Here is a 14,809-nt window from a genome sequence, read left to right on the forward strand (position 1 = left end):
GAATGGGGAGGGGCGCATGGAATGAAGCCAGACGATTACGGCGGAACGATGACCAAGCGATGGCGTTCCGGTGATACGGGACGGATGGACGGTATAAGCTTTGCATCGCAAGCCGTGACGTCTGCACGCCGCAGACGTCCAACCCCCTTTCCACAGCCAGGTTCGACTGCCCCATGCGTTCACCATCGCTCAGCCATTCCCTGCGCCGCCTCTGGGCCCTGGAGAAGTTCGGCTACAGCCTTCGCGTATTGATCGCTCTGGCCGGCAGCATGGGCCTCAGTTGGTACCTCGGACAGCCCACGCTGGCCATCCCCCTGTTTCTCGGGGTGATCGCCAGCGCCTTGGCGGAGACCGACGATAGCTGGCTCGGCCGGCTCTCGGCCCTGCTGGTTACACTGCTGTGCTTCAGCATCGCGACGGCCTCAGTGCAACTACTGTTTCCTTACCCGTGGCTGTTCGCCCTTGGCATGGCTGTCGCCGCGTTCGCTCTGGTCATGCTCGGCGCCCTGGGCGAGCGATACGCGACCATTGCCCAGGCCACGCTGATCCTATCCATTTACAGCATGATCGCCGCCGATCAGCGCGGCGGCGAGGCGCTTCATCCCTGGCGCGATCCATTATTGCTGCTGGCCGGGGCAACCTGGTACGGACTGTTGTCGGTGCTCTGGAATGCGCTGTTTTCGCACCAGCCGGTGCAGCAGAGCCTGGCCAGGCTGTACCGGGAACTGGGCCGGTACTTCAAACTCAAGGCCTCGTTATTCGAGCCGGTGCGTCAACTCGATGTAGAGGAGCGCCGCCTGCAACTGGCGCAGCAGAACGGTCGCGTCGTCAGCGCACTCAACGCCACCAAGGAAACCCTGCTGCACCGACTCGGTACTGGACGACCGGGGGTGAAGATCAGCCATTACCTCAAGCTCTATTTCCTCGCCCAGGACCTGCATGAGCGTGTCAGTTCCTCGCACTACCCCTATCAGGCGTTGGCCGAGGCCTTCTTCCACAGCGATGTACTGTTCCGCTGCGGCCGACTGTTGCGGCTGCAGGGTGTGGCCTGTGCGGAACTGGCCAACGCAGTACAGCTGCGCCAACCCTTCCGCTACAGCGAAGCCAATGCGCAGGCGCTGGCCGACCTCGAGTCGTCGCTGGAACACCTGCGGATGCAGAGCAACCCTGCCTGGCGTGGACTGTTGCGCTCACTGCGCGCCTTGTCGGGCAACCTGTCGACAATGCAGCGCCAGCTCGCCAGCGCCAGCAACCCGGATGCACTCGAGGGCGAGCAGGACAGCAGCTTGCTGGACCGCGATCCGCAATCGGTACGCGACGCCTTCGCGCGCATCCGCCTGCAACTGACGCCCACCTCGTTGCTGTTTCGCCACGCCCTGCGTATGAGCCTGGCGCTGGTCTGCGGCTACGCGGTGCTGCATGCGATTCATCCAGAACAGGGCTACTGGGTGCTGCTGACGACAGTATTCGTCTGCCAACCGAACTACGGCGCGACTCGGATCAAGCTGGTGCAGCGGGTGACCGGCACCGTGCTGGGGCTGGTGGTGGGCTGGGCGCTGTTCGATCTGTTCCCGAGCCAGCAGATTCAGGCGCTGTTCGCGGTGGTTGCCGGCGTGGTGTTCTTCGCCACGCGAAGCAGCCGCTACACCCTGGCGACGGCGGCGATCACGCTGCTGGTGCTGTTCTGCTTCAACCAGGTCGGCGACGGTTACGGGCTGATCTGGCCGCGCCTGGTCGACACCCTGCTGGGTAGCCTGATTGCCGCTGCCGCGGTCTTTCTGATCCTTCCAGACTGGCAAGGCCGCCGCCTCAATCAGGTGGTCGCCAATACCCTTAGCCGCAACGCGGATTATTTGCGTCAGATCATGCACCAGTACGAGAGCGGCAAGCGCGACGACCTCGCTTACCGGCTGGCCCGACGCAACGCCCACAACGCCGATGCCGCACTGTCGACCACGCTGTCGAACATGCTGCTGGAACCGGGCCATTTCCGAAAGGATGCCGAGACCGGTTTTCGCTTTCTGATCCTCTCGCACACCCTGCTCAATTACCTGTCGGGGCTGGGCGCGCATCGCGAGAGCTTGCCCGACGACGCCCGCGACGACCTGCTGGAAAGCGCGGCGCAACGCCTGGCGGGCGGCCTCGATGAGTTGGCGGCAGCCTTGCGGAGCAACCAGCCGGTGGCTGTTTACAGCGAAGACGAAGAATCCCTCGCGCAGCAGCTTGAACAGGCATCCGAAGACATGGACGATGCGCATCGTCTGCTGCAGACGCAGTTGGGTCTGATCTGTCGTCAACTGGCGCCACTACGCAGCATGGCCAGCCACCTGGTTCGCCGGGCACCCTCGCCTCAGCCCTGAGGCAGCGATCCGGGAGCCGGCAGCCAGCGAATATTGAAATCTCTGCCCCCGCGACAACGCTCATGCCCTTGTCCCGGTCGATGGCCAAGCGCACTGGTTCGCAGCGCACGAACCGAGCCGATCTGCTCGATCAGCGCCAAGCGCCCAAGAGCAATGCGTGGACCGTGCCGGCGGGGTACCATGCCGCGTTCTCAGGCCTGACCGAGGTGAGCGGTGTTGCAGACGGATGTAGTGGTGATCGGTGCCGGCGCGGCAGGGCTGATGTGTGCGTTCACCGCGGCGGCACGGGGTCGTCGGGTGCTGCTACTCGACCATGCCAACAAGGCGGGCAAGAAGATTCTCATGTCCGGTGGCGGGCGCTGCAATTTCACCAATATGTACACCGAGCCGGCGAACTTCCTCTCCGCCAATCCGCACTTCTGCAAATCCGCGCTGGCTCGTTATACCCAGTGGGATTTCATCGAGATGGTCAGCCGCCACGGCGTGCCCTATCACGAGAAGAAGCTCGGCCAGCTGTTCTGCGACCACAAGGCCAGCGACATTCTCGCCATGTTGCTCGACGAATGTCAGCAGGCTGGAGTCGATATGCGGCTGAACATCGCGGTGCAGGCCGTGGAAAGAACTGAAAGCGGTTTTCAGCTGCAGAGCGACGCCGGCGAGCTTGTCTGCCAGTCGCTTGTCATTGCCACGGGTGGGCTGTCGATTCCGACGCTCGGCGCCAGTGGCTTCGGCTACCAGATCGCGCGGCAATTCGGCCACAACGTGCTGCCGACCAGCGCCGGTCTGGTGCCGTTCACCATCACCGAGCCGCAGCTAAAGGGCATGTGCGAAGCGTTGTCCGGCACTTCGGTAGAAGACTGCCTGGTCAGCTGCAACGGCCAGAGTTTTCGCGAAAATATCCTATTTACCCATCGCGGCCTTTCCGGGCCAGCGATTCTCCAGGTGTCCTCATATTGGCAATCGGGCGATGCCATCGAGATCAATTTGCTACCGCATCTGAACCTCGTCGAGTGGCTGGACGAGCAACGACGCGAGCGACCCAACACCGAGCTGAAGACACTCCTTGGCGAGCTTTTCACCCGCAAGATGGCAGGGCTGCTGAGTGAGCACTGGTTCGTTTCCAAGCCGCTGAAGCAGTACAGCCAGGGCGAGCTTGAAGAGGTGGCGGAGAAACTTGGCAAGTGGCAGCTGGTGCCCGCCGGGACCGAAGGTTATCGCACCGCAGAAGTAACGCTGGGCGGCGTGGATACTCGCGAGGTATCGTCGAAAACCTTGGAATCGCAAAAGGCAGCGGGGTTGTACTTCATCGGCGAAGTGCTCGATGTCACCGGTCACCTGGGCGGGTTCAATTTCCAATGGGCCTGGGCGTCCGCCTACGCCGCGGCGCAATACGTCTGACTCGCCCCTTTATTGATGTTGTCCCCGCCAGGAATGCTCCGGTGGCGGTGCGCCGTCACTCGTTGGACAGGTTCGATGGCGGCGAAACCTCGCGTGGCCCAGCCGGGTCAGTCGCGGTGTTCTGATACTCCTGCTGATTGTCGCTGTTGTTGTCCATCGCCGAGGGCTCATCGTCTGGCGAGCAGGCGGCAAGCATCAGCGAAAGCGGCAACGCGGCGGCGGCAACGATACATTTCGATTTCATACGGTTCTCCTGCAAAGTGGGTGCCTCGCCAGACTCGCGAGACACCCCACGGGTTCGAGGCTTTTACTGCGAAGTACCCGTACCGCTTCCATTGGTGTTGGGCGCAGTACCAGCACCCGACTCAGTGCCCATACCGCTGCCGTTGTCAGCTGGCGCGGTGCCCATACCGGTTCCGGTACCGGTCTCCGCACCTGCACCCGTGCCGGTGCCAGTGGTGCCTGGGCCTGCACCCGTACCGGCGCCAGTGCCGGTGTCAGAGCCGGCCGGCGGCGTGGTGGCCGGTGGTGTAGCAGGCTGCTCGGTTGTGGGCTGCGGCGGCATTTCGTCGCGTTTGGGCTCCTCATCCGGGCCACAACCAACCAGCAACAGACCTAGAACAGGGGCAGATAAATAAGCAAGACGCATGGGGTCACCTCCTACAGAGTGAGCCGGCGGGTAGCCAGCGAATTCTTGAATCATCGATTCCACAGAAGTTGACCCTTGCTATCGCCAAGAGTGCCTTGGCACGCCAAAGCTAGCGCTGACGGCCGTACTCAAAGTCGATTTCCAATGACGTTTGGCTGGCCTGCGGCAGCAAGCGCCCTTGGAAATACGCTGCGTCGCTGACTGGGATTGCAGTGCGGCTGGGCCGGCTGACCGTAACGCTGGACGTTCTGACAGCCCTCGTTGAACAGAGAATCGCGATTGTTCGGGGCGCTCACCCCTTCGGCGCTCAACGCCAAGCCGAGGCTATAAGCCGGGACGATAATCGCCCGTGAGGATGGCGGCCGAACGGCGTCCGCCGGGCGCAGCGACATAGAACGGCGGTCAACTCTGAAGATGCGAGGTGGATAGCGCTCAGATAGCCGAGCAAGATCGAGGCATCAGCAAAACCGATCCAAACAACTCGGGACCCAGTCAAGCAAACCGGGGTTAGGCACCCCGGCTACAGCACTCAGGCCGCTTGTTTGGCGCTGAGCTCCTTCTTCAGACGCTCCTTCAGTTCGGCCATCTGTTCGCCCATTTCTTCCAATCGGCTCTGACCGAACAGTTCACGGGCCTTGGGGAACATTTCTGATTCTTCCTCCTCGATGTGGTGCTCAAGCAGCTCCTTGCACACCTTGGCACGGCCGGAAAACTCGAAAGTCGACGGATCGGTCGATTTGAGGTCGGGCAGCACGAGCGAATCAACCGCGCGGTGCTCTTCCTTCGCCTCGTAATACATTTTCAGCTCTTCCTTGCCTCCGGCCTCCTTGTAGGCGGGATAAAGAATCTGCTCCTCGAGCTGGGTGTGAATGGTGATTTCCATCTCCAGCTTCTGCAGCAGCTCGGCGCGAGTCTTGACGGCACGCTCGGTGCTCTCGGTCAAACGCGTCAGGATGTCTTTCACTTTTTCGTGATCATCTATCAACAGGTCGATGGCGTTCATATGGATTCCTCATCGCTATCAGGCTTTGCGAAGCATCCAGGCTCTTTCGGCCCAGTCGGATCGCCTGCGCTGGAGTGCGCAACGTGTACAGTCGACCGGCCTGCAGTCCTGCAAGCCGGGCGCGTGGCTCAGGCGTACTCGTAAGTAGGCAGCCCGGTGCGGCTCTGGCTTTGCAAGCGGGCGATAGCCGGCGACATGCCAGCCTCAAGCGCCAGGTCACGGCGTATCGAGCTGATGACCCATTCCAGCTGAATATTGGTCTGGGTCTGTCCCTTGGAAAGGGCGCGCTTGATGACATCCCGATCATCGTTACGCAACGTCAGTAAGAGCCCGCCGTCCGGACGCGGGTGGGTAATTACTTCGAACTCTGGAAACGCGGCAGAGAGAACTTTTTCAGCGGCAATCATTATTGTGTACTCCAGTTATGGTCCAGCGTCCATAGATGGAGCAGCGTTCGTGCCAACCGGAGGAGATAGTTAAATCCACGAAATTCAGTGACTTACGTCACATAATAGCGTTTTGGCTGCATGCAAAACGCATGAACCCAAGTTTCTCGGCATGCATTCTGCTTTGCCCGATGAACAACCGCTGCCTCCTGATGTCCCCCGCTCAACCCTTGCGCCAGACGCTGGCGAGCCAAGGCTGCTGGTCACGAGGCAAACCCGTAGGCCGGTAATAGTGCTCGAGCTCGACGAAGCCCACCGACTGAAGCAATCCATTCCAGGTTGGCCAGTCATACCAGGCGCCATAGCGCGCGCCACTCCAGCCTTCCTGGTTGTTGCCACGCGGGTTGGAGGCGAACAGCACGCCTCCGCTGCGAAGTGCCGCATGCAGCTTCAGCAGAACGCCGGCGATTTCTCGGCTGGGCACATGGAACAGCACCGCATTGGCGAAGATGCCATCGAACGCTCCGGCGGGAAGATCCAGTTGCAGGAGGTTCTGGTGCAGCACTTCGCAACCGGTTTCGGCCCGCGCCATCTGCACGAAGGGCTCGGCTCCTTCCAACCCGACGGCGACATGGCCCCGCGCCGTGAAGGCCTTGAGGTCGCGCCCCGGACCGCAGCCCAGATCAAGTATGCGAAAGGGCGGCTCGCCGTGAATATGCCGCAGCAGCGCGTCGATGTTCTGGCTGACGTCGTGGTCACGGGTACCTTCGCGAAACGCCTCGGCATTGGCACGATAGTCGTCCAGGGTCCGGTCGGCGATGGTACGGGGGGTTTCGTCGGTCATGATGGCTCCCGAAAATGGTTGGCGCTTTAGCCCTCATGGGGCATGGTTTGATTGCCGACGCGCACCCGTTCTACTGTGGCGCGCCAATAAAGGCTTGACGAATGGTCTTGTGACCCTGAACTTGCGGAATGCCTCAACGCTCCAACGTGCTTGTCCCGAGCCGGATTAATCACCGGCCTGACGCAAACGTCCACCGAAACGTCGAGAATCGCTTCGATGAACCCAACACCCACCAAAGTCGTCCTGCTCGTTGAGGACGAACCACACATTCTTCGCCTGTTGTCCGACTATCTGGCCGACGAAGGTTACAAGGTTCTGGAAGCGTCGGATTCCACTCAGGCTTTCGAGATTCTGGCGACCAAGCCGCAGCTGGATTTATTGGTGACCGACTTCAGATTACCCGGGGGCATTTCTGGTGTGATGATCGCTGAGCCGGCGCTCAAGCTGCGTCCAGAGATGAAGGTCATCTTCATTAGCGGTTATCCGATCGAAATTCACGAGTCCGGCAGCCCGATCGTTCGCACCGCCCCGATCATTGCCAAACCTTTTTCGCTGGATAGGCTAAGGACCCAGATTCAGCAACTGCTCGCCTAGCCACGAACGCTGCCTTCTAACGCAACGAGCCCGCATAAGCGGGCTCGTGGTTTGTAGCGGCGACTCAGTTGACCTTGGGGTCCAACTCGCCGCGCGCATAACGCTCGAACATGCCTTCCAGGGAGATAGGCTTGATCTTCGACGCATTACCCGCAGTGCCGAAGGCCTCGTAACGGGCGATGCAAATGTCGCGCATAGCGGTCACGGTCTTGGCCAGGTATTTGCGCGGGTCGAACTCGCTGGGGTTCTTCGCCATGAACTCACGGATCGCACCGGTGGAGGCTAGGCGCAGGTCGGTGTCGATGTTGACCTTGCGCACGCCGTACTTGATGCCCTCGACGATTTCCTCGACCGGCACGCCGTAGGTTTCCTTGATGTCGCCGCCGTACTCGTTGATGATCTTCAGCCACTCCTGCGGTACCGAGGAAGAGCCGTGCATCACCAGATGGGTATCGGGGATACGCTGGTGGATTTCCTTGATGCGCTGGATCGACAGGGTGTCACCGGTTGGCGGCTTGGTGAACTTGTAGGCGCCGTGGCTGGTGCCGATGGCAATGGCCAGGGCGTCGACCTTGGTCTTGGCAACGAAATCGGCGGCTTCTTCCGGATCGGTCAGCAGCTGGCTGTGATCCAGCGTGCCTTCAGCGCCGACACCATCCTCTTCACCGGCCATGCCGGTTTCGAGCGAACCCAGGCAACCCAGCTCGCCTTCCACCGAAACGCCACAGGCGTGGGCGAAGGCGACGGTCTGCTGAGTCACACGGACGTTGTATTCGTAATCGGACGGCGTCTTGCCATCTTCCTTCAGCGAACCGTCCATCATCACCGAGCTGAAGCCCAGCTGGATCGAGCGCTGGCAAATGTCCGGGCTGGTGCCGTGATCCTGGTGCATGACCACCGGGATGTGCGGAAACTCTTCGATGGCCGCGAGGATCAGGTGGCGCAGGAACGGCGCGCCGGCATATTTGCGGGCACCGGCCGACGCCTGGACGATCACCGGGGAGTCGGTCTTGTCGGCCGCTTCCATGATGGCGCGCATCTGCTCGAGGTTGTTCACGTTGAAAGCCGGCACGCCGTAGCCGAATTCGGCGGCGTGGTCGAGCATCTGGCGCATGCTGATGAGTGCCATGTTTTCCTTTCTCCCGGTTAGGGTCGATTAATCGTGTAAAGCCTGCCCCAGGGGCTGGCGGTGTTCAAGCACCGCGCTATAGGCGCGGCATTGTAGTGGCGGACGGGCCAAAAGCCATCAGCTCTGGCGAAAACGCCGTCCATTCGCCTCACACCAGTGGAGGCGCGCGGGCGTATCAAATGGTAATCAGCGAAGCACTGCAGCCATGGGCCAGCAATTTGTCGTCGGCGAGCCGATAGACCAGCGCCTCGTTGCCTTTGTCGTGGAAAGCCACAACACCATCGCTATAGAAAGCACCACGGGTGGCAGGTTCCTTGCGCAGGGTGTGTACCTGTTCGCTATTGCCTATTCTGAGGTCCACCGTCTGATGGCTCTCGTCGGCGTAGCGCCAGGCGATGTTCTGCTGACTCTGGCATTTCCAGCGAACAAACGGGGCGTCCGGGCCAGATTGCCAGTGACCGCATCCGCCGAGCATTAACGCGACAACCGGGATGAACACACCTCTCATCGCTCCTCCTTGCTTGATACGTATGGCTCAGGGACAGTCCCGCACATCGGCCGCGGTACCTGCGGTCGGGTCACCGGTGCTCTGCATCTGGACGCGTTGATCATTCTGAGCGGTCGGGCTTTGTACCGGTGGCGGATCGAACACTTCGCAGGCCGACTCCGGCGTACCCCCGGCACAACCGGCCAGACCAAGACAGCAAACAGCTATTGCGGCGTAACGCATGGTGAGCCTCCATTCCTCGTTGGGACAGAAACAGAGACAGCACCGAATGCCGAGGGTTGCCTTTTGCCGCTGCGCCTGTAACGACACAACGCCATCAATTGCAGGTCGCCTTAGTTGGCGCGCTGCTCCAGCACCTCGACAGCAGGCAGCACCTTGCCTTCGACGAACTCGAGAAACGCACCACCGCCAGTGGAAATGTAAGAGATTTGCTCGCCGACACCGTACTTGTCGATCGCAGCCAGGGTGTCGCCGCCACCGGCAATCGAAAACGCCGGGCTTTCAGCGATCGCCTGCGCCAGCACCTTGGTGCCGTTACCGAACTGATCGAATTCGAACACGCCAACCGGGCCGTTCCACAGGATGGTTTTCGAAGACTTCAGCAATTCCGAGAAGTTGGCTGCGGTCTGCGGGCCGATATCCAAAATCATGTCGTCCTCGGCGACGTCGGCTACGGCCTTGACCGTGGCTTCGGCGTCTTCTGCGAAGGCCTTGGCGACCACCACATCGACCGGGAGCGGTACGCTGACCTTAGCGGCGATCGCCCTGGCGGTATCGACCAGATCGGCTTCATACAGCGATTTACCTACCGGGAAGCCGGCGGCGGCAAGGAAGGTGTTGGCGATGCCGCCGCCGACGATCAGCTGATTGCAGACTTGGCTCAGGCTGTTGAGCACGTCCAGCTTGGTCGAAACCTTGGAGCCGGCAACGATGGCCGCCATAGGCTGGGCCGGGCTCTTCAACGCCTTACCCAGGGCGTCCAGCTCAGCTGCGAGCAGCGGGCCGGCACAGGCAACCTTGGCAAACTTGGCCACCCCGTGGGTCGAGCCCTGGGCGCGGTGGGCGGTGCCGAAGGCGTCCATGACGAAGACATCGCAGAGCGCGGCGTACTGCTGCGCCAGTTCGTCGGTGTTCTTTTTCTCGCCCTTGTTGAACCGCACGTTCTCCAGCAGCACCAACTCTCCGGCTTTTACCTGGACACCGTCCAGATAGTCCTTGATCAGCGGCACCTCGCGATTCAGCGCCTTGCTCAGGTAGTCGGCGACCGGCTTGAGGCTGTCCTCCTCGCTGTAAACGCCCTCCTCCGGGCGCCCCAGGTGCGAGCAGACCAGCACCGCCGCGCCCTTTTCCAGCGCCAGCTTGATAGTTGGCAACGAAGCCAGAATGCGCGCATCGCTTTTCACCGCGCCATCCTTAACCGGCACGTTGAGGTCCTCGCGGATCAGCACGCGCTTACCCTGGAGGTCGAGGTCGGTCATCTTCAAAACGGTCATGTGATCTTCCCTTAAGTTCAAAACGGCGATGTCTTCAAGCGGTGTGGCGTCAGGTGCGGTGGGACACCTGCAAATAGTGACCGGCTACGTCGAGCATGCGGTTGGCGAAACCCCATTCGTTGTCGAACCAGGCCAGCAGGTTCACCAGCCGCGGCCCGGAGGCGCGCGTCAGGCTGCCATCGACGATCGCCGAATGCGGGTCGTGGTTGAAATCACAGCTGGCATGGGGCAGCTCGGTATACGCGAGCAGGCCTTTCAACGGGCCGGATTGCGCGGCTTCACGCAGGATCCGGTTGATCGTCGACGCATCGGTATCGCGGGTCGTCTGCAGCGTGATATCCAGGCAGGACACATTCACCGTCGGCACTCGCACGGCTTTGGCCTGAATCCGTCCCGAGAGTTCCGGCAGCAGGCGCTCGATACCGCGCGCGAGGCCGGTCGAGACGGGAATCACCGACTGGAAGGCTGACCGTGTGCGGCGCAGATCGTCATGGTGGTAGGCGTCGATGACCGGCTGATCATTCATCGCCGAATGAATCGTGGTGATCGAAACGTAATCCAGGCCAATCGAATCGTTAAGAAGTTTGAGTAGCGGCACGCCGCAATTAGTGGTGCAGGACGCATTGGATACCAGCTGCTCGGTGCCGGTCAGCTGCTCATGGTTGATGCCCATCACCACGGTGGCGTCAACGTCCGCGGCGCCGCTCATAGGCTGCGAGAACAGCACGCGCGGCGCACCGGCATGGAGGAAGCGCTGCCCGCCGGTGCGCGTGTTGTACGCGCCGGAGCACTCCAGCACGAGATCCACGCCCAGGCCGCGCCAGTCCACCGCTTCGGGCGTCGACTCGCGCAATACCTTCACACCGTGACCGTTCAGACGCAGGCAATCGCCCTCTACAGCCACCTCGCCGGGAAAGCGGCCATGGGTAGAGTCGAAGCGGGTGAGGTATTCGAGGCTCGCCATATCGGCGAGGTCGTTGAGGGCGACGATTTCGAAATCGAAAGCCGCATTGCGCTCGTAAAACGCACGAAGCACGCAGCGACCGATGCGACCGTAACCGTTAAGGGCAACGCGGTAGCGGGGAGTTCGGGACATTCACGGCTCGTCTTTTGGGCAAGCTGGAAGCCGGAAGCCGAAAGCCGGAAATGCTGCTGCCACTTCCAACTTCCAGCTGCGACTTCTCAGCTGCTGTGATCCCTTAGGCCTGTTCCAGGTTGCTCTTGCTACAAGCTTCCAGCTTCAGGCCTCCAGCTGCTTGTTTAGTCTTCCAGCAACTCTTCGGCAACGCTGAGAATGTTGTCGACGGTGAAGCCGAATTCCTCGAACAGCTGGCCGGCCGGAGCCGATTCACCGTAGGTGGTCATGCCGATGATGCGACCGTCGAGACCGACGTACTTGTACCAGTAATCGGCGTGACCCGCCTCGATGGCGATGCGCGCGCCGACTTCAACCGGCAGGACCTGCTGCTTCCAGGCTGCGTCCTGAGCGTCGAAGACGCTGGTGCACGGCATGGAGACGACGCGCACGTTACGGCCTTGCGCGGTGAGCTTGTCGTAGGCCTGCGCGGCAAGACCGACTTCCGAACCGGTGGCGATGAGGATCAGTTCAGGCTCGCCAGCGCAGTTCTTGAGGATGTAGCCACCCTTGGAAATGGACGACTCGGTTTCGTTGTCGCGGATGTGATACGGCAGGTTCTGGCGCGAGAAGATCAGCGCACTCGGACCGTCCTTGCGCTCGACCGCGTGCTTCCAGGCCACCGCCGACTCGACCGTGTCGGCCGGGCGCCAGGTATCCAGGTTCGGCGTGGTGCGCAGGCTGGTCAGCTGCTCGATCGGCTGGTGAGTCGGGCCGTCTTCGCCCAGACCGATGGAGTCATGGGTGAAAACATAAAGCACACGCTGCTTCATCAGCGCCGACATACGCACGGCGTTGCGCGCGTATTCCATGAACATCAGAAAGGTCGCGCCATAAGGAATCAGGCCGCCATGCAGGGCAACGCCGTTCATGATCGCGGCCATGCCGAACTCGCGCACGCCGTAGTACATGTAGTTGCCCGAGGCGTCCTCGGCGACTACCGGCTTGCAACCCTTCCACAGCGTCAGGTTGGAACCGGCGAGGTCCGCCGAGCCGCCGAGCAGTTCCGGCAGCAGCGGGCCGAAGGCGTTCAGGCAGTTCTGGCTGGCCTTGCGGCTGGCGATGGTTTCGCCCTTCTCGGCCACTTCACGAATGTACGCGGAAGCCTTTTCGGCGAAGTCGGCTGGCAGCTCGCCGGCCATCCGCCGCGTGAACTCACTGGCCAGCGCCGGGAATTCGGCCTGATAGGCGGCGAAACGCTGATTCCACTGGTTCTCCGCATCGGCGCCCTTCTGCTTGGCGTCCCATTCGGCATAGATGTCCGCAGGAATCTCGAACGGGCCATGCTTCCAGCCCAGCGCCTCACGCGTCAGGGCGATTTCAGCATCACCGAGCGCTGCGCCGTGGGACTCCTCCTTGCCCTGCTTGTTCGGCGCGCCAAAGCCGATGATGGTTTTGCAGCAAATCAGCGTCGGACGGTCGCTCTTGCGGGCCGTTTCGAGGGCGATCTGGATTTCGTCGGCGTCATGACCGTCGACGTTGCGGATCACTTGCCAGCCGTAGGCTTCGAAGCGGCGCGGCGTGTCGTCGGTGAACCAGCCATGGACTTCCCCGTCGATGGAGATGCCGTTGTCGTCGTAGAAACCGATCAGCTTGTTCAACCCGAGGGTGCCAGCCAGCGAGCAGACCTCGTGCGAGATACCTTCCATCAGACAACCGTCGCCCATGAACACATAGGTGTTGTGATCGACGATCTCATGGCCGGGACGGTTGAACTGCGCAGCCATGATCTTTTCCGCCAGGGCGAAGCCCACGGCGTTGGCCAACCCTTGGCCGAGCGGCCCGGTGGTGGTTTCGACGCCCGCGGTGTAGCCAAACTCCGGGTGACCCGGGGTCTTGCTGTGCAGCTGGCGGAAGTTCTTCAGGTCATCGATGGACAGGTCGTAGCCGGTCAGGTGCAGCAGCGAATAGATCAGCATCGAACCGTGGCCGTTGGACAGCACGAAGCGGTCGCGGTCGGCCCATTGCGGATTGGTCGGGCTGTGCTTCAAGTGATCACGCCAGAGTACTTCGGCGATGTCCGCCATGCCCATGGGGGCACCCGGGTGGCCGCTGTTGGCTTTCTGCACGGCATCCATGCTGAGGGCGCGGATGGCATTGGCTCGCTCACGACGGCTGGGCATCGCTGAATCTCCTGCGGGGTGGTACTGGAAAAGGCGGCCATTTTCCCCTACCGAGGGTGGCGGGGCAATGACTGAATACACGCGCGTTCCGTCATCGCCGATCCACTCAGTCGAGCAGGCGTACACCGTGGTTGCCGACATCCGGCAGATGCTCCAGCAGATAGTCCTTCATTCGGCTCAGCGTCACCGGCGTTTCCCCGGTCGCCGGCCACACCAGGTAATAACTGTCGCCGGAGCGCACCGCCTGATCGAACGGCAGCGCCAGCGCACCCTTGCGCAGCTCGGTAGCGACCAACGCCAGATCGCCAATGGACACGCCGTGCCCCTGCGCCGCGGCGGAGATGCCCAGCTCCAGCGTGTCGAACAGCTTGCCCTGCTGCCAGGCAACGGCGTCGATCAGCCCGACCCGCTGCAGCCAGCGCCGCCAATCGCGGCAGTCGCGTGAAGGATGGATCAGTTCGGCCGCGGCCAGTTGGTCCGCAGTCCAATGCGTACTGCCAAGCACGTGAGGCGAACACACCGGCACCAGCCACTCATCGAACAGCTTGACCCGATTCCAGTCGGCAGGAAAACCGCCATGTCCAAGCAGGATCGCGCAGTCGAACGGCTCGTTATGGAAATCAACCGTGTCCAGATCCATCCAGGCGCTGGTGAGCTGCACCCGGTTTTGCGGGTGTGTCAGCTGGAAGTCGTCCAACGCGCCGAGCAACCAGCGCATGGTGAGCGTCGAAGGGGCCTTGAGCCTCAGCGCGTCCTGCTGGCGGTTGACCGCGATGCAGGCGTTTTCGATGGTGCGAAAACCGACCTTCAGCTCCTGCGCGAGCAAACGCCCGGTATCGGTCAGCGCCAACCGGGAACCGCGGCGCTCGAAAAGCTGACAGCCGAGGTTTCCCTCCAGCGCTTTCACATGCCGACTGACTGCACTCTGGGTGATGCAGAGGCTCTCGGCCGCCTGGGTGAACGAGCCGAAGCGCGCCGCCACCTCGAAAGCACGCAGCGCGTACAAGGGAGGCATCCGCAGCGTCATGCCGCCCCGCTCCAGCATGAGTAAAACTCATCGCAGACGGACGTATTTTCCATTTTGCACCCTCTCGAACCCCACCAATACTGCGCCGGCAACCGAGCCCGCAACACGATGGCATCAACACCATAAGAAGAGGCGCTCGCCTCGTATAAATGCAGGGAAG

The 14,809-nt window shown here is 61.7% G+C and carries 15 protein-coding genes; 3 read left to right on the forward strand and 12 right to left on the reverse strand.

Annotated features, from left to right (window positions below; all coding sequences use genetic code 11):
• Positions 1–173: 173 nt before the first annotated feature.
• Positions 174–2,360, forward strand: a complete 2,187-nt coding sequence (gene yccS, locus CH92_RS19100) for a YccS family putative transporter (RefSeq protein ID WP_025243361.1) — start codon at positions 174–176, stop codon at positions 2,358–2,360.
• Positions 2,361–2,573: 213 nt separating this feature from the next.
• Complete coding sequence (locus tag CH92_RS19105) at positions 2,574–3,758, forward strand: NAD(P)/FAD-dependent oxidoreductase (protein WP_025243362.1); 1,185 nt, start codon at positions 2,574–2,576, stop codon at positions 3,756–3,758.
• A 55-nt stretch (positions 3,759–3,813) separates the two neighbouring features.
• On the opposite strand, the gene CH92_RS19110 is transcribed toward CH92_RS19105, so the two are convergent.
• The 5 genes from CH92_RS19110 to CH92_RS19130 form a co-directional block, all read right to left on the reverse strand.
• Complete coding sequence (locus tag CH92_RS19110) at positions 3,814–4,002, reverse strand: hypothetical protein (RefSeq protein ID WP_025243363.1); 189 nt, start codon at positions 4,000–4,002, stop codon at positions 3,814–3,816.
• A 63-nt stretch (positions 4,003–4,065) separates the two neighbouring features.
• Entirely contained in the window at positions 4,066–4,407 is a 342-nt protein-coding gene (locus CH92_RS19115) for a hypothetical protein (RefSeq protein ID WP_025243364.1), read from the reverse strand.
• 529 nt (positions 4,408–4,936) lie between these two features.
• Positions 4,937–5,410, reverse strand: a complete 474-nt coding sequence (locus tag CH92_RS19120; RefSeq protein WP_025243365.1) for a hemerythrin domain-containing protein — start codon at positions 5,408–5,410, stop codon at positions 4,937–4,939.
• 128 nt (positions 5,411–5,538) lie between these two features.
• Entirely contained in the window at positions 5,539–5,817 is a 279-nt protein-coding gene (locus tag CH92_RS19125) for a DUF3509 domain-containing protein (protein ID WP_025243366.1), read from the reverse strand.
• Between the two features lie 202 nt (positions 5,818–6,019).
• Positions 6,020–6,640 (reverse strand): class I SAM-dependent methyltransferase, encoded by a 621-nt coding sequence (locus CH92_RS19130; protein WP_025243367.1) that lies wholly within the window; start codon positions 6,638–6,640, stop codon positions 6,020–6,022.
• A gap of 216 nt (positions 6,641–6,856) precedes the next feature.
• Between CH92_RS19130 and CH92_RS19135 the strand changes: the two genes are divergently transcribed.
• Positions 6,857–7,234 (forward strand): response regulator, encoded by a 378-nt coding sequence (locus tag CH92_RS19135; protein WP_025243368.1) that lies wholly within the window; start codon positions 6,857–6,859, stop codon positions 7,232–7,234.
• A gap of 64 nt (positions 7,235–7,298) precedes the next feature.
• Here the strand turns inward: CH92_RS19135 and fba are convergent, their stop codons facing one another.
• The 7 genes from fba to CH92_RS19165 all read right to left on the reverse strand — a co-directional run bounded on the left by fba (position 7,299) and on the right by CH92_RS19165 (position 14,649).
• The gene (fba, locus tag CH92_RS19140) at positions 7,299–8,363 is read right to left on the reverse strand and encodes a class II fructose-bisphosphate aldolase (RefSeq protein ID WP_025243369.1); all 1,065 of its coding nucleotides are present in this window, start codon (positions 8,361–8,363) and stop codon (positions 7,299–7,301) included.
• 175 nt (positions 8,364–8,538) lie between these two features.
• Complete coding sequence (locus CH92_RS19145; RefSeq protein ID WP_025243370.1) at positions 8,539–8,871, reverse strand: MliC family protein; 333 nt, start codon at positions 8,869–8,871, stop codon at positions 8,539–8,541.
• A 27-nt stretch (positions 8,872–8,898) separates the two neighbouring features.
• A complete protein-coding gene (locus tag CH92_RS21765; protein WP_025243371.1) occupies positions 8,899–9,093 on the reverse strand; it encodes a hypothetical protein in 195 nt (64 codons plus the stop codon).
• 110 nt (positions 9,094–9,203) lie between these two features.
• The gene (locus CH92_RS19150) at positions 9,204–10,364 is read right to left on the reverse strand and encodes a phosphoglycerate kinase (protein ID WP_025243372.1); all 1,161 of its coding nucleotides are present in this window, start codon (positions 10,362–10,364) and stop codon (positions 9,204–9,206) included.
• 49 nt (positions 10,365–10,413) lie between these two features.
• On the reverse strand, positions 10,414–11,460 hold the full coding sequence (gene epd / locus CH92_RS19155; RefSeq protein WP_025243373.1) for an erythrose-4-phosphate dehydrogenase: 1,047 nt from the start codon (positions 11,458–11,460) through the stop codon (positions 10,414–10,416).
• A gap of 164 nt (positions 11,461–11,624) precedes the next feature.
• The gene (tkt, locus tag CH92_RS19160; protein WP_025243374.1) at positions 11,625–13,622 is read right to left on the reverse strand and encodes a transketolase; all 1,998 of its coding nucleotides are present in this window, start codon (positions 13,620–13,622) and stop codon (positions 11,625–11,627) included.
• Positions 13,623–13,728: 106 nt separating this feature from the next.
• A complete protein-coding gene (locus tag CH92_RS19165; RefSeq protein ID WP_144381055.1) occupies positions 13,729–14,649 on the reverse strand; it encodes a LysR substrate-binding domain-containing protein in 921 nt (306 codons plus the stop codon).
• Positions 14,650–14,809 lie beyond the last annotated feature (160 nt).

It is taken from the genome of Stutzerimonas stutzeri (assembly GCF_000590475.1).
GTDB classification, from domain to species: domain Bacteria; phylum Pseudomonadota; class Gammaproteobacteria; order Pseudomonadales; family Pseudomonadaceae; genus Stutzerimonas; species Stutzerimonas stutzeri_D.

Coding starts and splice junctions, on each gene's coding strand:
- CH92_RS19125 (WP_025243366.1), bottom strand. CDS start 5,817: ATGATTGCCGCTGAAAAAGTTCTCTCTGCCGCGTTTCCAGAGTTCGAA.
- CH92_RS19150 (WP_025243372.1), bottom strand. CDS start 10,364: ATGACCGTTTTGAAGATGACCGACCTCGACCTCCAGGGTAAGCGCGTG.
- fba (WP_025243369.1), bottom strand. CDS start 8,363: ATGGCACTCATCAGCATGCGCCAGATGCTCGACCACGCCGCCGAATTC.
- CH92_RS19145 (WP_025243370.1), bottom strand. CDS start 8,871: ATGAGAGGTGTGTTCATCCCGGTTGTCGCGTTAATGCTCGGCGGATGC.
- tkt (WP_025243374.1), bottom strand. CDS start 13,622: ATGCCCAGCCGTCGTGAGCGAGCCAATGCCATCCGCGCCCTCAGCATG.
- CH92_RS21765 (WP_025243371.1), bottom strand. CDS start 9,093: ATGCGTTACGCCGCAATAGCTGTTTGCTGTCTTGGTCTGGCCGGTTGT.
- CH92_RS19165 (WP_144381055.1), bottom strand. CDS start 14,649: ATGACGCTGCGGATGCCTCCCTTGTACGCGCTGCGTGCTTTCGAGGTG.
- CH92_RS19120 (WP_025243365.1), bottom strand. CDS start 5,410: ATGAACGCCATCGACCTGTTGATAGATGATCACGAAAAAGTGAAAGAC.
- CH92_RS19135 (WP_025243368.1), top strand. CDS start 6,857: ATGAACCCAACACCCACCAAAGTCGTCCTGCTCGTTGAGGACGAACCA.
- epd (WP_025243373.1), bottom strand. CDS start 11,460: ATGTCCCGAACTCCCCGCTACCGCGTTGCCCTTAACGGTTACGGTCGC.
- CH92_RS19110 (WP_025243363.1), bottom strand. CDS start 4,002: ATGAAATCGAAATGTATCGTTGCCGCCGCCGCGTTGCCGCTTTCGCTG.
- CH92_RS19115 (WP_025243364.1), bottom strand. CDS start 4,407: ATGCGTCTTGCTTATTTATCTGCCCCTGTTCTAGGTCTGTTGCTGGTT.
- CH92_RS19130 (WP_025243367.1), bottom strand. CDS start 6,640: ATGACCGACGAAACCCCCCGTACCATCGCCGACCGGACCCTGGACGAC.
- yccS (WP_025243361.1), top strand. CDS start 174: ATGCGTTCACCATCGCTCAGCCATTCCCTGCGCCGCCTCTGGGCCCTG.